Origin of the sequence: Thermogemmatispora onikobensis, from assembly GCF_001748285.1 — a bacterium.
Lineage (GTDB): Bacteria > Chloroflexota > Ktedonobacteria > Ktedonobacterales > Ktedonobacteraceae > Thermogemmatispora > Thermogemmatispora onikobensis.
On sequence record NZ_BDGT01000041.1, the window covers coordinates 26,322 to 44,276 of the forward strand.

Consider the following 17,955-nt stretch of genomic DNA (forward strand, 5'->3'; position numbering starts at 1 on the left):
TTCAGTCAGGTTGCCAGCGAAAACCTGAGAACGAGAGCAGGAAGAGGCCAGCAGGTAGCAAGGCTTCCCATCCCAAAAGAAAAACACCACTGACCAGGGGGGAGCTTCCGGAAGGAGATCCTCCTGCCGGAGAAGCTCCCCTTCGCCTGTTCTGCCGCGTTCCTGCAGAAGTTAGGGAGGGAAGGAGGGAGCAAGCATCGACCGTTGAGTGCCGCCCGCCCTGGATCAAGAAGCCTCCTCTGGCGATTCCGAAAATTCGCCGATCGCCCCATGCTCATAGAGCCAGCGAGCGAACTGCAGATGCGGGTCGCCGCTGAGATAGGGAGGAATCTCCCCGCTGCTCTGTACGCGGTGGCGCAGCTGCAGCAAGCGCTGAATCTCCTCGGGGAGAAACCCGGCTTCGCGCAGGAGATCGAGAGCCTCCGTCTCCGCCTCTCCGGCCTTCAGAGGCAGCTGCCACTGCTCCAGCGGAGAGCGCTCCTCGTCGCAGGCAGGCTCTCGCTCATGCTGATACTCAAACTGATACTCTCGTCTATCCATAGTGCGCTGTCTCCTCTCAAGTGAGAAAAGCTGCTATCAGCTCAGCTTGTCTAGCTCCGTTAGGTTGGGGTCCGCCCCACCCCTGGTCTGATCTCCGGTACCGCGCGCCAGCCCAGCCCCAAAAAACCAGTCGCGTCCGGCTGCTCATTGAGAGCCGGGCGCTCACTCGCTCTTGCGAGGTTCCAGATCTCCCTTGACGTTTCCCTTGCTCTATAGAACATCCATATCGGCAAAAAGTTGACAGCGATTAGTCCCCCGGCCACCCCTTTTTGCCCGCGAGAGAATTTCAGGACCTTTGGCGCAGCAAGGAAGCGACCTCTGTCAGTAGCTCAACAGCAAGTACTCTCGTACACTCTAGCTAGACAAGGGAGCAGGGAAACTCAGCGGCCCAGCTGGCAACGTCAGCCAGTCAGGGGACGCAGGAGGAGCAGCGCCACGAAGCGCCCAGGCACCTGCCAGCCCAGACACTCGCATCCTCCTCCCAGCCGACAGCCAGTCAGTCTGCCAGTCAAGTCAATCAAGCCAGCCATAAATAGCCAAAGATTCAGGCCAGGCAGGCCCACCCTGCCAGGGGGCGTCAGCAACAGTCAGCAAGGCAGCGCAAGCAAACAAACAAGTAAGCAGGCAAGAGAGCGGAAGGCTGGATAGGGAAGGAGGGCAGGCAGGCAGTTTAGCCGCAGACCGAGCCACGAGGGCCACCAACAGGAGGAGAGGAGAGCAAGTCAGCAGGGCAAGACCCCAGTCAGGCAAGGAGATGTCTATCGATGACCAGTTCCGCGCATCTGCAAGAGATCTGGGCCGAGTTCATGCGCACCCACAGTCAGGCACAGCGCCGCCTGTTGATCGAAGCCTACGTACCGCTGGTGAAAGTCACCGTCGATCGGTTGGGCATTCCGGCGCGCAGCCTGTTGGAAGCCGACGATTTGATCGGCTACGGCATGCTTGGGCTCATCAACGCCATCGATCGCTACGATCCTACGCGCGGGATCAGCTTCGAAGCCTTTGCCAGTGCCCGCATTCGGGGAGCGGTTATCGACCAGCTGCGCGCTCTCAATTGGTTTTCGCGCTCGGCCATGCAGCGCATCAAACAGGTCGAGCAGACGATGGCCGAGCTAGAGCGTCGGCTGGGGAGACCGGCCCGCGACGAGGAGATGGCCGCGGCCCTCGGCGTCTCCCTGAGACGCTACCGCCGCATGCTCCAAGAAGTGGGCACAGTCATTCTCTCGCTGGATAGCCCCCTCCATACGCCCGAGAGCGATGGCGACCATTACTCACTTGGCGAAGCCCTGGAGGACCAGGCCACCCCCGAGCCGGCCAGCACTGTCGAGCGCCGCGAGCTGCTGCAAGCCCTCAGCCAGGCTATCGAGCACCTCCCTCGCCGTGAGCGCCTCGTGCTCGCCCTCTACTACGTCGAGGGCCTCAGCATGAGCGAAATTGGCAAGACACTCGGCATCTCGCAGTCGCGCGTGAGCCAGCTCCACGCACAGACGCTGCTCCATCTGCGCATCAGCCTTGGTCTCCATGAACAACAGCACAAGCGCGGAGGCCGCACAAGTACTCGTTCTACATCAGCACACGAACACGCCCGGCAAATCGATTCGCTCGCCCATCAGCAAGTCCCCACTGTACCATAGCCTGGATCGTATAGTATCATAAACAGAGTATTATTACGATCCCTGGTTTCCCTGTTGATCTTGAGCGACCTGTTGACTACGAGAGGGGAGCAGGCTTCCCTGGCAGGAAAGCCAGCCCCGGTGTCACACCTTTCAGGGGAGGGTACCCAGGTGCAGATCAGGGCTCCACATCACTCTCAACAACGACGGCAGCTTTGGCCACAGCAGCAGGGCCGCTCAGCGCTGAGACGGTGGCAAAGGCGCTGCGGCCCGTCAACAGGGACAGGCCCCAACTGCTCGCAATGCCCGGGGAAACAGTGGTTGCTGAAGCACGGTGTACAATCTACAGAGAGGGTAGTTTTATCGCCAGCGCGAGTGCGCACGGCGGTCTGTGAGATCGAACCTCGCTTGCTTGTGCGGAAAATCCTGGCGCTGAATCGTCTTTTGACAAAGAGCGTACATTGAGTCTGCACAAGGGACTCACAGACCAGCGTTTTGTTGTGCTCCGTGCCAGTGACAGGAAACGAGCCTACCCGTTTCCGTCACCAGCAACGTCCAGTGTGAGCAGGAAGCCCACTCGCTGCTCGGCATCTCGTCTGTGTTCGGCTTGAAGAGACGCCTGTAAGGTGTCATCTGCAGCGCAGGGACGTCTCGGAAATGCTTCTGGGGAAGGGAGCCTTACATGCTTGTTTTGAGACGCAAAGTTGGTGAAAGCATCATTCTCGGTGGGGTCATTAGCATCTCGGTCCTCGCGGTCGAGGGGGAGCGTGTGAAAATCGGAATCAACGCGCCTCCAGAAGTGACCATTGTGCGCGAGGAGCTGTTACGCTCGGGGCAGGATCAGCACCAGCAACCAGCAGCGAATGCTTCGACCGTGACGAATGCTCCAAGCGTACAGCGCTCGTAGCGGTTCATCTATCCATCTAGCGCATCTCTCGTTGAAAGCAAGGCCAGGTCCTCGCCAGGCAGTGCCAGCGCCTGCCCGGGGACCTGGCTTGCTCCTCGAAATCGGCAGCGAGTGTGGTGCCGGCGTCCTTCAGGCTCGACAGCCCACCGTCAGCACCAGCGCTTTGCTCCTCCGCTCTTGTTCGCCAGCCATTTCCTGCTGCTGCTGCTGCTATTCGCTGGGGGCCTCAACCTTGTAGCCGTTGCTCGGCTCCACGGCCTCCGTCCGAGCAGGGGCGGCTTCCGGCTCCTCGCCACGGATAAAAGCCTCGGTCATGGCACGCGCGACGTCATCAGGGTACTGCACTGGCGGCGACTTCATGAGGTAGGCGCTCGGTCCGAGCAGGGTGCCGCTGAGGCCACGGTCCAGCGCCAGCTTGGCCAGGCGCACCGCGTCGATGACGACGCCGGCAGAGTTGGGCGAGTCCCAGACCTCTAGCTTCAGCTCCAGGTTGAGCGGCACATCACCAAAGGTGCGCCCCTCCAGACGGATGTAGGCCCACTTGCGATCTTGCAGCCAGGCCACGTAGTCCGACGGCCCAATGTGGACGTTCTCCGGCGGCAGCTCGTAGTCAAGCTGGCTGGTGACAGCGTTGGTCTTGCTGATCTTTTTGGACTCCAGCCGCTCGCGCTCGAGCATGTTGTAAAAGTCGGTGTTGCCACCAACGTTGAGCTGCATGGTGCGCTCTAGCCGCACGCCGCGATCGCGGAAGAGCTTGGCCAGCACACGGTGGACAATCGTGGCCCCCACCTGGCTCTTGATGTCGTCACCAATCATCGGCAGTCCAGCCTCTTTAAAACGCTCTTGCCAGTACTGCTCGCGCGCGATGAAGACCGGAATGCAGTTGACGAAGGCGACACCAGCTTGCAGCACCTGCTCAACGTACCACTTGGTGGCCGTCTCCGAGCCAACCGGCAGATAGTTGACAAGGACGTCGGTTCCGGTGTCTTTGAGGATGCGGACAACGTCGTCGGTCTTGCCCGGCGCCTTGGTGACAACTTGCGAGAGGTATTTGCCTAGCCCGTCGTGGGTCATGCCACGATAGACTTTGACTCCCAGCGGCGGGACGTCGGCAAAACGGTAGGTGTTGTTGGGAGCCGCGTAGATGGCCTCGGCCAGATCCTTGCCAACTTTGTTCTGGTCAATATCGAAAGCTGCCGAGAATTCGATGTCGCTGATATGATAGCCCCCCAGGGTGACATGCATGAGCCCCGGGACAAAGTCCTCTGGCTTGGCGTTGCGATAATAGTAGACACCTTGCACAAGCGAGCTGGCACAGTTGCCAACGCCAACAATGGCTACACGTACTTTCTTCGATCCTGGCATGATCGTTCCCTTCCTCCTACGAATTGAGCTAGCTGATTACTATAGTGGCATTCGCCGCGTGACTCCTGCGCTGCGCAAAATACGCAAAGATATCCACTTCCACCCTTCAAATGATCCAGACTACGCTGGTGTTGATCCAATTCGTCTGCTCGCTGAATGCAACTCTGACCCTGGCAGTCGACGACGCTGTTGCCGCCAGAAAAAAAGATGGTGCGGAGAAGAGTGCGAGGATTCCTTTCTCTGGAGGTAGGACTGCTTCCGATTCCCTCTCTGCCAGATGCATGCACCTCCTCACAAATTAGCAGGCTGTCAATATTATACTATTATCTCTGGGCAGGAGAGCAAGCAGCTAGCTCTGCCTTGCGGATCGCTCTCACTGTTGCTGGTCAGCCGCCGCCTCAGCTTCCGGCCCTCGCTCGCACTCTCCTCCGCCCCTTCCTCCCTCCGCTCGCTGTCCTTCGCCCCTCCTCATCCAGCACAGCGCCGCCCGCGGCAGAGGCCTCCCTCGGATCGCGCTCCGCATGGCGTACCGATCGGAGGGAGCCTTCTTTGAGGTTTCTGAGGTAAACGGGTTTTCCCATGTTTTTAAACAGTGCAGGCAGGCTGTCTATTCCCGCAGATTCGAGGCACCAAATTCCTGGCAGCCAGACGTTTTATCGGCGTAAATCTACTCGCCAGAGCTTGTCGACACTCAATAGCGGCAAAAAAGACGCCAGATCGCTTGATCAATTGATCTGAACCCTGGAGAGGTGCAGAAAAATGGAAAGACGGTCGCGCTATCGTGGCAGCCTCCTGGGCCTGGCCTGCGGCGACGCTGTGGGCACAACGTTGGAGTTTCGATCGCCGGGCTCGTTTGCACCCTTGACGGATATGGTCGGTGGGGGACCCTTTGGGCTGCAGGCCGGCCAGTGGACCGATGATACGTCGATGGCGCTCTGCCTGGCGACCAGTTTGGTGGAGCGCCAGGGTTTTGATGTACGCGATCAGATGGAGCGCTATGTGCGCTGGCGCAATGAGGGCTATCTGTCGAGTACGGGCTATTGCTTCGATATCGGGGGTACGGTGGCCAGCGCTTTGCGCCGCTTTGACGAGACCGGGGAGCCGCTGGCCGGCTCCCCTGATCCGCACTACGCAGGCAATGGCTCCCTGATGCGCCTGGCTCCTGTGCCGCTCTGTTATGCGCGTCATCCGCGGGTCGCGTTGGAGAAGGCCGCCCTCAGCTCATGTACGACGCACGCGACGGCGACAGCGGTGGATGCCTGCCGCTATATGGCCGGGCTGATCGTCGGGGCTTTGGAAGGCGCCAGTAAGGAGGAATTGCTGGCCCCCTTCTATACGCCGGTGCCCGGCTCCTGGGAGGAGCAGCCGCTGACGCCGGAGATCGCCGAGGTGGCGGCTGGCTCGTTTAAGGTGCGTCAGCCGCCGGAGATCCGCGGTCTTGGCTATGTGGTGAAGACGCTGGAGGCGGCGCTCTGGGCTTTCTACCATAGCACTTCGTTCCGCGAGGGCTGCCTGCTGGTAGTAAACCTGGGCGACGACGCCGATTCGACCGGGGCGGTCTATGGTCAGCTGGCAGGCGCTTTCTATGGTGAGGAGGCTATCCCCGCTGAGTGGCGCGCCAAGCTGGCGAAGCGCGAGCTGATCGAGTCGCTGGCCGATGCCCTCTATGAGCTGGCCGAGCGTATCCTACCGGAATCCTGAAGCCTGCAGAGAAAAGGAGAGAGGAAAGGTCGGAGCATGATCACCCAGGACCGGGACGGACAGGAGGCTCGGTTGACACTCGCCAGAGGGTAGACTGATGCACCGCATGGATCGCTTGACTGCCATTGTGCTGCTCTTGCAGCGCGGTAAATGGACCGCCGCCTCTCTCGCGCGGCATTTCGAGGTTTCACGCCGCACGATTCTGCGCGATATCGAGGCCCTGTGTGAGATGGGCATGCCGGTAGTGGCCGAGCCGGGACCAGGCGGCGGTTATAGCTTGCCAGCGGATTATGCCCTGGCCCCCCTGCCGCTGTCGCTGCACGAGGCCCTGCTGCTGCGTTTGGCACTGAGCAGCCTCTTGCAGTTGCGCTCAGTTCCTTTCAAGGAGGCACGGGCCTCGCTGTGGGCTAAGATTACGGCGCTGCTGCCATCGCGTGAGGAGATCGAGCCAGGCCTGGAACAGATGCTGAGTTCCTCATCCGCGGCGCGCTCCAGAGGGGCAGAGTTCCCAGTGCCCTTCTTTAGCGATTTGCTGCAGGCGCTGGCGGCAGGCCGCTGGGTTCGGGTAACCTATCGCTCGGAGCGGCGCCAGTCGGAGCAGACCCTGCTGCCCCAGCGCCTGTTTACCAACGCTGGCCTCTGGTACTGCTATGCCTACTCGCTGGAACACGACTGTGTGCGCCTCTATCGCGTCGATCGCCTGCTCCGCCTGGAGATACTGACCGAGCCTCCCAGCGCGAAGCCACCGGAGATCAGGAACCGGTGGGAAGATCCAGCCTTCCCAGAGATCTGCATCCGCCTGACCGAGCGCGGGGCGCTACGTCTTGAGCGCTGCATCCCGCTGGCAGCTCGCCTGCAACGCGAGGCCGATGGCAGTGGTTGGCTGCGCCTGCATTGGAATCCAGATGACTATGACTGGCTGGCGCGCCAGCTCTTGAGCTTAGGCCCGGAAGCCCGGGTTTTGACGCCGACGGCCCTGCGCCAGTGTCTCCAAAGGCTCGCCAGCCAGATTCTGGCATGCTCCGAGGAGGAGAAAATGGTGACATAGTGTTGTCACCAGGTCAGGGGTAGACTGGTCCTTGTCCTGGCCGACCTGACCGATGCGGGCAGCGATCTTGACAGCCGGTCCAGTCAGGTTGCAGACCAGAATGCGCATGAGTTGCTGCTCAGGAGCATAGAAAGGAGTCTCTCATGGCCCAACGGAGTATTATCCACCTTGAGTTGCCAACACGCGACCGCGACGCCAGTGCCGTCTTTTACCAGGCTGTGTTCGGCTGGCAAATGAGACATAACAGCAGATACGACTATTTGTACTTTGAGACCCAAGACGGGATACACGGGGGCTTTCCCGGCCCCGACGGCCAGAGCCAACGCGAGGGGGAGCCGCTGATCTATCTGGCCAGCGAGGATATCGAGGCCACGCTGGCCGCGATCGAGGCCCACGGCGGGCGCTGCCTGATTCCGAAGACGGAGATCCCCGGCCTCGGCTGGTGGGCCCTTTTCCGCGATCCCGCCGGCAATCGCCTCGGCCTCTTTACTCCTGCGCCGTCTACGTCGGGCGAGTGAGCCGCACTGACGTTGCTTTCCCCTCCGCCCGAGTCCGGCCCTAGCCGCGGGCCTGGCTCTGGCGGAAAAATTCGACCGTTTGGCGAATGCCCTCTTCCAGCGTGACCTGCGGCTGCCAGCCGAGGAAGCGCGCTGCTTTGCCACAGTCGAAGTAGGCAAGCCGGATGTCGCCCGGTCGCTTGGGAGCGCGCTGGATGGGGGCCTCGAAGCCAGTGAGATTGACAAGCTGACGGTAGATCTCGTTGACCGAGGTAGGCCGCCCGGTGGCAATGCAGAAGACGTCGTTATCACCTCGCTCCAGCGCCAGCAGGTTGGCCCGAGCGACATCGCTGACAAAAACATAATCCTTGGCCTGCTCGCCGTCCCAGTCGATGCGCACGCTCTCCCCGGTGAGGAAGCGACGGGCAAAAATGGCGATGACTCCCGCTTCGCCGTTGGGGTCTTGACGTGGCCCGTAGACGTTGCCGTAGCGCAAGATAGTGTAGGTCAGACCGTGGGCCTCATGCCAGTAGCGCAGATAGTGCTCGCCAACCATCTTGGTAATGCCGTAGGGCGATTCGGGCCGCTGGGGTGTCTCTTCGGTGACGGGCAGTTGCGGCGGCGTGCCATAGGTCGCCGCCGACGAAGCGAAGATGATTTTGCGCACGCCGGCCTGGGTACAGTTCTGCAGGATGGTGAGCAGGCCGAGGACGTTGACGCGAGCATCGAGGAGAGGATCACGCGCCGAGACGGCGACGCTATGCTGGGCGGCGTGATGGCTGACGACATCGGGCCGCACCTCGGCGAAGAGAGCGCGCATAGCCTCGGCATCGGTAATATCAGCCTGGAAGAAATGGGCCTGGGCGGCAAGATTGGCCGGGTCACCGCCTCCCTCGCTCCAGAGGTTGTCAACGACGAAGACCTCATGACCAGCCGCCAGATAGGCGTCGACCAGATGGGAGCCGATGAAGCCTGCGCCTCCTGTGACAAGAATCTTCATGCTGAGCCAGATACAGGCGCCGCGCCCTCTCTTGTCCTGGCCAGCCAGATGACAGGCAAAGAACCAGGAACCAGGCTGGCGCCTTTCCTCCTTCTGTAATCACGCATGCAGAGCTAAAGCTCAACTGCTGCACCGACTCGCTCATTGCCGGTTCGGCCAGCGGGCGGGGCAGAGCGCTGACCACTCGCAGAGCTGAGAGGGCAGCAGGCGAGGCTTTCCCAATCAGCGAGAGAAGATCGCCGTGGTGGTCAGTTTCCAGTCCCCAGCCATCCGTCCGGTCGTGGATAGCAGTGGCAGCAGTTTTTCTCTATCTTAGCAAGAGTGAGACAGGGCGTCAAACGCGGCCAGGCGGTCGATCCTCCTCGTTATCTCGCGAGGCAAGCGCAACCCATGGACGCCGGGTACAGGAGGTTGGCCCGCCGCCGCTAGCGCCTTTTCTGCGTGGAGGAGGTCGTGCCCAGGCGTTCCAGGGCCTGTTGGAGTTCGTGGGGAAGGGTCAGGACCGGGAAGATCTGGAGGCCCGTTTCACGTTTCAGGCGCTCCAGGACGGCCTGATGATTGCTGCCATCGGCCAGGGCCACGGTCAGCGTCTTCCGGGCGCGCCCGATAGGACAGCAGTGGAGTTCATGGGCGAGATGGGGACTGATTGCCTGGCGGACGCTGGCAGGAACACGTCTTGGCAGCGGAGCGAGATAGGGGATGCCCAACCGACGTGCCTCAGCTAGCAGTTCCTCTGTAGGTGCTGAGGAGAGCGAGAACTGCACGCCCGGAGCGAGCGGCTGACCTTGCTTTGATGGCAGCGCCTGAGCTGGCAGCCCTTCCCTGTCGATCTCATTGCCGGAGACAGGCTCGGTAGCCTCTCCTAGAGGAGCGGTCAGCACCCGTCGCGGGCGCGCCGCCTCACGGAGGACGCTCAGCAGGTTCTGGCTTTCAGCGCGCTCCAGCGTTCGCCCTCCCACTGCCAGGGCTGTGAGGTCCGCCAGTTCATAGGTCTGGAGCGAGCGGACTCGCGAGCAGAGCGCCCACCAGAGGCGTTCCTCGACCGCCACCCGGCCAGGCTCATCGCAATCGGGCAGAACAACATAGCCCCGATTGCCCAGAACAAAGACACGGTCCGTTCTACGCACCAGCGAGCGGAGCGCCGCTAGCAGACGACAGGTGGCCTGGGCACGCCTCTCCCCCAGAGAGGCCGCAGGCGCGCGCTGACCCACAAACGTCAGGGTGATCACCACAACTCCCAGTCGGCCCTCCCCAGCGTTCAATAGCTGCTTCAGTTCAGCAGCGAGGATACGCAGGCTATCGACCTGCACATAGGTCGCTCCACTGCTTGCCGCTCCCTGCCAGACCGGTAAAACCACACGGGTGCTCATCTCTCTCAGCTCCTCTGCCTGCCAGGCCCTACAGGCAACCGGCACAGCAGGCTCCTCTCGGCTCTTACTCTTGCACTGCCGTCGGGTCGCAAGGCCGGCCAGCCTGAATGGAACTCAGACCGGTTCTCGCTTGCGCTCCTCTCAATCGAGCGCTATGGATGCTCTGGCTATTACTGTACTCTGTATTCAGCAGAAACGAGACATCGATCCGGTTGCGTTCCTGTTAAGACTGCGCCCCTACGGTTAAGATCAGTATTCTGCCCCCTTGCTGATGCTGGCCACCAGGAGAAAGAGGGCCAGCGGATCAGAAGGGCTGGCCCCCTCATCGGCCCTCACTTCGCACCCGCCTCGCTGGAGCCACGGACGCTTTTTCGCTGCTCGTTCTCCTTCGCCTGGGGGGGAGAGAGCAGCGCTTCGACGCCAAAGGCCTCGCAGATGGCGCTGAGCGGCTCCCAGAGGCCATCAAGCGTCAGCAGCATCTGCTCTCCATGCTGAGTAATGTCTATCAGAAAGAGGGCCAGCTCTGGCGCTGTGCACTCCTTCTGCTGCGTCAGTCCTGGCAGCAGCTCGCCAAAAATAGCCCCTGCCTCTTCGAGCAGCAAGGCAAAGGCCCGATCGAGCCGGGTCGAACCTGCCAGAGCGACCGCCCCAGGCAGCGAGCCAGGACGACCAAACTGGAGGGCAAAGGGCGGCAGATGTTGATAGCCCTCTTGCCAGTTTGCCAGCAGCTGCCTGAGCCACAGCGGGCAGCAGCCGGCAGGAGGGACAGAGGCAATGCTCGGCAGAGGGGGTAGAGCAGAAGTCAGCGTAGTGGGATCAGAGGCGGAGCCGCGATCGAGCAGGTCCAGCAGGGTGCCGCTGGCGCTCGTGAGCAGCCGGCAGGAGAGATCACACTGCAACAGACTGTCATTGACCTCGCGCAAGGCCAGCCAGATGGCGTGGCGCGTCGGCAGGTAGTCAGGGGGTACAAGTCCATCCATGAGCGGGCGTGTGGCTGCACCAAGGGCAGGCAAGCGCCGTTGATACAGGGTGGCGAGCTGGTGGAAAAGATGGCGCAGGCCAAAAAGCAGCAGCTCCAGGGAGCTGGTCCCTGGCATGCCCCGCTCTAGACGAGCGCTCAGGGCCGCGAGGAGGCCAGACAGCCCCCTCTCTCGCTCTTCGTCTTCCGGCTCCTCGCCCCACTGGTGGCATGCAGCAGTCGGCCAGGGTGTAGCCGCCAGTAGCTCTTTTTCCCGCTTGAGCCTGGCCTGGTGACCTCCCATCGTTCCCAGGTCCTCCCTCGCAGTAAAATGGCGCACGCTCCCATATATATTGTATGATTCGCTGCTACAGCCAGAGTTGACCTTCTTCCGGCCAGGGCGGCTCAATGGGCAGAGACAGGCTCTCAGCAGGCAACTTTTCGGTGGAGACGCCTCTCTGTGGCTCGCCTGTTGCCGGCAAGCCCGGGGGAACAAGCGGCGGGAGAGCAACGCTCTGGCCTCTCCCAGGAGTGGCTGATTGGCGCGGCTGCTCGGCAAACTGACGAAGCCCCGTTACGGCCAGGAGCCGCTCAATCGGTGGCACCCCTTCGCAAGAAGCAGGGATGATGAGCGGCTCTCCAGCCGGACAGCGCTCCAAGGCGGCGCAGAGGTCTTCCAGCGCTCTGCGTACAAGCTGGTTGTGCTCATTCCACAGCTCCAGACGCATCTCGCGATCGGCAAGCTGGTTCAGGCTGAGCGCCAGGGGTCTCAGCTCCTCTTCCACCGGCTCCAGACGCGCGGCCAGATCGCCAGCAGCCAGGCGCGCCAGAACCTCCCTGAGACGGGCTAGTTGCGCTTCCAACCCATTGCTGCGTCGGCTGGCGCTGTACAGCTGCGTCTCCAGCTGCTGGAGTTCCTCCTGATAGCTCCTCAAGAGGAGACGACGCAGCCGGCCCTGCTCGCCCACTGTCAGCAGGAGGCGCAGGCAGGCTACCAGGACGGCCAGGCCGAGGATGAGCAGCCCCGTGAAGAGAGGCGGCTGAGCGCTTTGCCAGGCTTGCCAGACCACAACAGCACAGCAGGCAATGAGCAGAAGCGAGGGGAGACAGAGAGGAAGATGCCAAAGCGTGCTGCTGCGGCTGCCCTCCCCGACCGGGCGCGCGCTGAGCTGAGTCAGCAGGGCCTCGTCACCGGGGAGACGCGCACTTTTGATGGCATCGGCAGGACGACTGGTGACAACGCGCCTGAGATAGGCCGCCAGACCACAGAGGAGCAGACCCACCGCTAACAGTGTCGCCAGCTCTTTCTGACGCCACGCCTCTGGTCCAGGCCAGGAACCGCCCAAGACGCGATGGAGGAGCAGATCGGCGAGGGCGTAGAGGAGGAGGCCAGCAACAAGACAGAGCAGGCTGACGCGGCGGGGAGGCTGGCGATAGGTTGTGTCGCTGGCTGTTGCCAGGCGGAGCAATAGCAAGACGCCAGCCCCCATGAGGAGGAGATCAGCCAGAGGGTCGATCAGTGTTTCCCAGGGAAAAGAATTGAAGGTGAGAGGCCAGCTGAGCGAGGCAAAGATCCCTAGATTCCAGGCCAGTCCCACCATCGCCAGGAGAGCCAGCAGAACGTCAAGGGCCAGGAGTAGACGCCCCCGCCCGGCACTGGCTGCCGGCCACAGGAAGAGCGAGAAGCAGAGCAGCAGAGGAAAGAACAGAAGGCTCACCTGTGGAATGAGCTGTAACACTTGTAGCACTGACGTCGGTAAGGCCCTGACCAGGGTGCCTGGAGCGGAGGAGGACACCTCACCTATCAGCTGCCAGCCGACGCCAACGGCCCGGAGAAGTAGCCCACCCCCAACGCACAGCCAGGCCGCACGTTCCTGCCCGCTCCAGGGCTGAAAACTCGTTGCTGAAAGGGCCCTCTCAGGAACAGGAACAAGGGCCGCTCCCAGGCCGAACAGGCCAGCGAGCAGGGCCACTGCTAGCTCCATAGCGGAGGCCGAGATGGCGAAGGGCCAGAAAGACGGCGGCAGCCAGACTGCCGCCATCACGATCAGGCTCAGACCGACTAGCACTGCTGTGCCAATGCGCCCTGGAGGACTCATAGCTCACCACCTGTCTCAAAGAGCAGAAAGAAAGCTCGCCTGCCTCTATGTGATCACTCTCTCTATTCTGCTTGATTGTAGCATGGCAAAAGCGACGCCTCCGTGAGGGATAGCCTTTTTGCCTTAGCCAGGAAGGGGGGGGAGAGAGAGAGAGAGAGAGACGAAGGGTCAATGCCGGCGCAGAGGCAAGCCAGTGAGCAGCCATGTGCCCGTGATGCGAGCCGGGAGGAGAGGCGCTCGCGCGCCTTCTCAGCTTGCGCCTGAGCTTGGAGGGAGAGAAGCGAGAAGGCTAGTGATGGGTCGTGCAGCGCGCACAGCGCCCAAAGAGGGTAATTGAGTGGCCTTCGATGGCAAAACCCGTCTGCTGCCCAATCGCCTTGAATTGTTCTGCTGGCAGACAGATATCGACCTCGACTACGCGATGGCATTGGGTACAGGTCAGATGATGGTGGTGACGCTCGCCGCAGATTCGGTAATGATGGCTGCCATCGGCAAATTCAATGCGATCCAGCAGGCCGGCATTGACCAGAATCTCCACCAAACGATAAACTGTGGCCCGCCCCAGGCGCGGCTCCTTCTTGCGCAGCGACTGCCAGAGATCGTCGACCGTAAAGTCAGCCCCCGCGGTTGCAAGCTCGATCAAGCGCTCTTCTACGAGACGAAGAGGCGCCGTCCGCCGTTGACGTGCCTCGTTAAATGCAGCGCGGATCTTCTCAGCTAACAAAAAGCTTCCTCCTCAACGTCTACTAGCATGTAGTGTATCACCTCCGTCGGCTTTTATCCAGTCTCCAGAGGCTCAGCTACCAGGCTGCGATAGGGGGAAGAGCGGCTCCCCTCGATGAGGAGGCACGAGTAAACGAAACGGCTGTCTCCCTTGCATTGCTCGCGTCAGCAGGCGGGCAATGCTTCCGGGCGTGCTTGCGAAGGGCTTTGCAAGCTGCTACAATGTGAGCTATTGCAGCAGATGCCTATTGGCCAGGCTTTTCATCAGCCTGACCAGAGGAGCCGAAGGAGACGGCACGAATACAGGACTGATCAAGCAGGCAGAGGAAACAGGAAGGGGATGCCAGAGCCATGCTAGAGGAGCGAGCGCTTGCTGCCCTCAGAACCCTTCTCTCGCCAGATCAAGTCTTCACCGACGCCACGGCCCTCATCGCCTATGAAGGAGACGGCGGCCTTGATCGTGGGCGACCCGACGCCGTTGTCTTCCCTCGCAGCGCTGAGGAGGTTGTGCGCCTGGTCCACTGGGCCAACGAGTACAGCGTGCCGCTGATAGCGCGTGGAGCCGGCACGGGTCTCTCGGGCGGGGCCGTGGCCGATCGCGGGGGAGTCCAGGTAGCCTTCTCGCAGATGCAAGCGATCCTGGAGGTCGACCCGCTCGGGCGCCGGGCCCTGGTGCAGCCGGCGGTGATCAATCTGGCCCTCGATGAGCAAGTCAAAGCCTACGATCTCTATTTTCCACCCGATCCCTCCAGCCAGCGCGTCTCAACCCTGGGCGGCAATGTGGCCGAAAACTCTGGTGGGCCGCACTGCTTCAAGTACGGTGTCATGACCAACTACCTGACAAGTCTGGAGGTCGTGCTTGCCGACGGGCGTCGGCAGCTCCTCGGTGGTCCGGCATGTGACTATCCGCTCAGCGATCTCTGCGGCCTGCTGTGCGGGAGCGAAGGCACGCTGGCCTTGATCACGACCATTGGGGTGCGCCTGGTGCGCCGTCCGCCCGGTGTCCAGACGCTGCTGGCAACCTTTGATTCGGTGGAGCAGGCGGGTCAGGCGGTCTCGGCGATCATCGCCGCTGGTCTGATCCCGGCCACAATGGAGATGATGGATCAGCAGATCATCCAGATGATTGAGCCGTTTGCTCATGCTGGCCTGCCGCTTGAAGCGGGTGCCGCCCTGATCGTCGAGGTTGATGGCTATCCGGCGAGCCTGGCCGGACAGATGGAGGAGATCAGCCGCCTTCTGCTGGCCTACGGTGGGCACGATCTGCGTCTCGCACGCGATGAGGAGGAGCGGGCCCGCATCTGGCTGGCCCGCAAGAGCGCCGCCGGCGCGGCTACTCGCCTGGCTCCGGCCTACTATACCGTCGACATCACGGTACCGCGCAGCCGCCTGGCAGAAATGCTGCAGCGCGTGAACGCCATCTGCCAGCGCTATGGCCTGCGCACCGGCCACGTCTTTCACGCCGGCGACGGCAATCTACACCCGATGCTCTTGATCCCCAATCCCGATGACGCCTCGCTGTTGGAGCGCGTACGCGAAGCGGGACGCGAGATTGTGCGCGCCTGCGTGGCCTTCAACGGCAGCTTGACCGGTGAGCATGGCGTAGGGATCGAGAAACGTGAGTTTATGTCGCTCATGCACTCGCCCGCCGAGCTAAGCGCAATGTGGGACGTCAAGCAGGTCTTCGACCCTCACAATCTGTTGAATCCTGGCAAGATCTTCCCGCAGCACGAGGTCCAGCCCTGGGCAGAGCACCCAGCGCCGGCAGAGGGACCAGCGGTCGCGGACCTCACGCCGCTCCTCCAGCCAGGCGAGCCGCAGGCTCCCGCCAGCGACGAAGAGGCGGCCCAGCTGCTGGCTCGATGCACAGCCTGCAACTGGCCAGTACTGCTCATGGGAGGAGAGGAGCCGGCCCAGGCCCCTTTCTCTGTGCCCGCTGGCACCGCTTTCTTGCTGAGTACGACGCGCCTGCGCGGCCTTCGCGAAGATGCTCCAGATGATCTGTTCATTACGGTCGGGGCTGGGACGCCACTGGTGGAGGTTCAAGACTGGCTGGGACGGCGTCGGCAGCAGGTGGCTTTGATCTCGCCCTGGCCGGAGGCAACCCTGGGTGGGCTGGTAGCAGCAAACGTCAATGGGCCGCGCCGCCTGCGCTACGGCTCTCTGCGCGAGCAGGTCCTCTCACTAACGGTGGCTCTGGCCGACGGGCGCCTGATCCGCACAGGGCGCCCGCTGACCAAGAATGTGGCCGGCTACGATCTGACCAAGGCCTTCATCGGCTCCTACGGAACACTGGGCCTGCTGACGAGCGTAACGCTGAAGTGCTGGCCTCGGCCTCGCTTGCGCCGCAGCTTGCTGGTGCCAGTCGAGGATCTGCGTCAGGGCCTGATCTGGGCCCGCCAGCTGCTACCGCTGACACTGGTAGCCTCAGCCCTCCTGCTCTGCCGTGGCAGCCAGCTCGCTCAGCGCTATAGCCCGCAGCTGCACGCTGCCCCCTACCTGCTCGTCTACACCGCCGAAGGACTGACCGGCGATGTAGAGAGCGAGCTGGAGGAAGTGACCTCTGCGCTGCAGCGCGCCCAGGCTCCAGCGCCAGTGACCTGCGAAGAGCTGAGCGGCGATGACCTCTGGTGCGAGCTGTTACGCGGCGAGGGCGAGAACGGTCTTAGAGCACGGGAGAGATCCACCGCTCGCGCGGCCACACCGGTGGTGGTGCGCCTCGGCTTGACCACTCGTGACTTGCCACGCTGGCTCATCGATCAGCAGCAGCTCCTGGAAGGCTGCGATCTGGTGGCCGATGTGGCAGCGGGCCTGCTCTATGTCGTGACTCCGTGGGCAGAAGCCCGGACTACGACCTTGCTGGAGCAGCTGCGGGCGGCAGTGCCGGCGGACGAGGGCTATCTGACAGTTATGGATCAGCCCCACCCCTCCTCTCCTTTCGCTTTCTTCGGCCCAGCGTCGCCATCGCTGGAGCTGATGCTCCGCCTCAAGCAGCGCTGGGACCCACAGGGGATCTTGAACCGCGGCCTTCTGCTCCCGTCTCCCAGCTAAGTCGATAGAATATCACCCGCCCAGGCGCAATTCGATGTACTTGGAACACAGGTCGTGAAAAGTAGCCAGAGGAGAAGAAGGAAGAGTTGGCGCCAACGCCGCCTTCTTTCTTCTCCTCTCACTGACGTGCGTTATGAAGGCAGATGCCGATAGTCCTTTGCTTTTTGGGACTGACTTGACAAGGCAAATATGTAACAGTATCGGCAGCGAGTTCGAAGATAGCATTGTACCATCAGAGGATGCAGATTTGGGATGGAGGATAAGACCATTGCCATAAGTAAGCAGCACTTGCGAGCCTGAAGTGAAGAGAATCGGGAGGAAACCAACCCTTATGGTGAAACCGCCATTGTCTGTCGCAGATTTAGCCGAAGCTGAGACCACCCCAGCCCACCGGCCTGTCGCACCCTGGTGGAAACAGGCCGGGCTGTATGTGCTGGCCGGGTTGCGCATTTGCCGGCGCGATATCGCTGGGATCATTACCCTGGTGGGACTCTTCTCGCTGCCCTCGCTGGCCGCAGTCGTGGTCGGCAGCTATCCAGGCACCCTGGCCTACTGGCTCGGCAGCGCGCTGCCCTGGATCACGATTACGCTGGGGAATATCTCTATGGTGCTGGCAATCGAGGCCCTGGACGCCGGCCAGCCGATTATTCCCGCCCAGATTCTCCCCGCTGCTATCCGCTGGTTTCCGCGCTACATCGTGACGAACGGCATCACAACCTTTCTGTTTTGGGGGATCTTTACCCCACTGCAGTGGCTGATCGGACAAGAGACTACTCGTCTGCATTGGCCTCCTTATGCCCCTCTAATCCTTTTGTTGATTCCCATGCTCATCTGGCACGTCCACTTGGTTTTTGCCACCTACGCTGCAATTGTCGATAATCATCCCGGCTTGCGCTCGGTGCTCATCAGCATCTCGATGACGCGACAGCGCTGGTTGATGGTGGCTACCGCGTTCGTCGGCTCAGTGCTGATCGAGGCGCCCATCGTGGGGCCGCTCTACTTACTGATTATGCACGTAGCCAATCCAGTTGTGGCTACCGGTTTTACCTGGATGCTCGTCATGTCTATGCGTCCCCTGTTCAT

At 61.8% G+C, this 17,955-nt stretch carries 14 protein-coding genes; 7 read left to right on the top strand and 7 right to left on the bottom strand.

Annotation, left to right across the window (positions count from 1 at the left end):
* Positions 1-225: 225 nt before the first annotated feature.
* On the bottom strand, positions 226-540 hold the full coding sequence (locus tag BGC09_RS16580) for a hypothetical protein (protein ID WP_069805349.1): 315 nt from the start codon (positions 538-540) through the stop codon (positions 226-228).
* A 764-nt stretch (positions 541-1,304) separates the two neighbouring features.
* Between BGC09_RS16580 and BGC09_RS16585 the strand changes: the two genes are divergently transcribed.
* Positions 1,305-2,174 carry a FliA/WhiG family RNA polymerase sigma factor gene (locus tag BGC09_RS16585; RefSeq protein WP_069805350.1) on the top strand — a complete coding sequence of 290 codons (870 nt, stop codon included), beginning with the start codon at positions 1,305-1,307 and terminating at the stop codon, positions 2,172-2,174.
* A 661-nt stretch (positions 2,175-2,835) separates the two neighbouring features.
* A complete protein-coding gene (locus tag BGC09_RS16590; RefSeq protein ID WP_069805351.1) occupies positions 2,836-3,060 on the top strand; it encodes a carbon storage regulator in 225 nt (74 codons plus the stop codon).
* A 210-nt stretch (positions 3,061-3,270) separates the two neighbouring features.
* On the opposite strand, the gene BGC09_RS16595 is transcribed toward BGC09_RS16590, so the two are convergent.
* Positions 3,271-4,425 carry an inositol-3-phosphate synthase gene (locus BGC09_RS16595; protein ID WP_069805352.1) on the bottom strand — a complete coding sequence of 385 codons (1,155 nt, stop codon included), beginning with the start codon at positions 4,423-4,425 and terminating at the stop codon, positions 3,271-3,273.
* 759 nt (positions 4,426-5,184) lie between these two features.
* Here BGC09_RS16595 and BGC09_RS16600 point away from each other — a divergent pair.
* The 3 genes from BGC09_RS16600 to BGC09_RS16610 all read left to right on the top strand — a co-directional run bounded on the left by BGC09_RS16600 (position 5,185) and on the right by BGC09_RS16610 (position 7,692).
* Complete coding sequence (locus tag BGC09_RS16600; RefSeq protein ID WP_069805353.1) at positions 5,185-6,126, top strand: ADP-ribosylglycohydrolase family protein; 942 nt, start codon at positions 5,185-5,187, stop codon at positions 6,124-6,126.
* Between the two features lie 97 nt (positions 6,127-6,223).
* Positions 6,224-7,174, top strand: coding sequence for a helix-turn-helix transcriptional regulator (locus BGC09_RS16605; RefSeq protein WP_069805354.1), 951 nt, complete (start codon positions 6,224-6,226; stop codon positions 7,172-7,174).
* Between the two features lie 143 nt (positions 7,175-7,317).
* Entirely contained in the window at positions 7,318-7,692 is a 375-nt protein-coding gene (locus BGC09_RS16610) for a VOC family protein (RefSeq protein ID WP_069805355.1), read from the top strand.
* A gap of 40 nt (positions 7,693-7,732) precedes the next feature.
* Here the strand turns inward: BGC09_RS16610 and BGC09_RS16615 are convergent, their stop codons facing one another.
* The 5 genes from BGC09_RS16615 to BGC09_RS16635 form a co-directional block, all read right to left on the bottom strand.
* On the bottom strand, positions 7,733-8,671 hold the full coding sequence (locus BGC09_RS16615) for an SDR family NAD(P)-dependent oxidoreductase (protein WP_069805356.1): 939 nt from the start codon (positions 8,669-8,671) through the stop codon (positions 7,733-7,735).
* Between the two features lie 425 nt (positions 8,672-9,096).
* The gene (locus tag BGC09_RS16620) at positions 9,097-10,041 is read right to left on the bottom strand and encodes a GspE/PulE/PilB domain-containing protein (RefSeq protein ID WP_141727829.1); all 945 of its coding nucleotides are present in this window, start codon (positions 10,039-10,041) and stop codon (positions 9,097-9,099) included.
* A gap of 332 nt (positions 10,042-10,373) precedes the next feature.
* Entirely contained in the window at positions 10,374-11,303 is a 930-nt protein-coding gene (locus BGC09_RS16625) for a hypothetical protein (RefSeq protein ID WP_069805358.1), read from the bottom strand.
* Between the two features lie 64 nt (positions 11,304-11,367).
* The gene (locus tag BGC09_RS16630) at positions 11,368-13,098 is read right to left on the bottom strand and encodes a HAMP domain-containing protein (RefSeq protein ID WP_069805359.1); all 1,731 of its coding nucleotides are present in this window, start codon (positions 13,096-13,098) and stop codon (positions 11,368-11,370) included.
* 289 nt (positions 13,099-13,387) lie between these two features.
* Entirely contained in the window at positions 13,388-13,822 is a 435-nt protein-coding gene (locus tag BGC09_RS16635) for a Fur family transcriptional regulator (protein ID WP_069805360.1), read from the bottom strand.
* A gap of 350 nt (positions 13,823-14,172) precedes the next feature.
* Here BGC09_RS16635 and BGC09_RS16640 point away from each other — a divergent pair, with 350 nt between their 5' ends.
* A complete protein-coding gene (locus tag BGC09_RS16640; RefSeq protein WP_069805361.1) occupies positions 14,173-16,872 on the top strand; it encodes an FAD-binding oxidoreductase in 2,700 nt (899 codons plus the stop codon).
* Positions 16,873-17,203: 331 nt separating this feature from the next.
* Positions 17,204-17,955 (top strand): hypothetical protein (locus BGC09_RS16645; protein ID WP_141727830.1); only part of this gene is annotated, 752 nt, incomplete at its 3' end.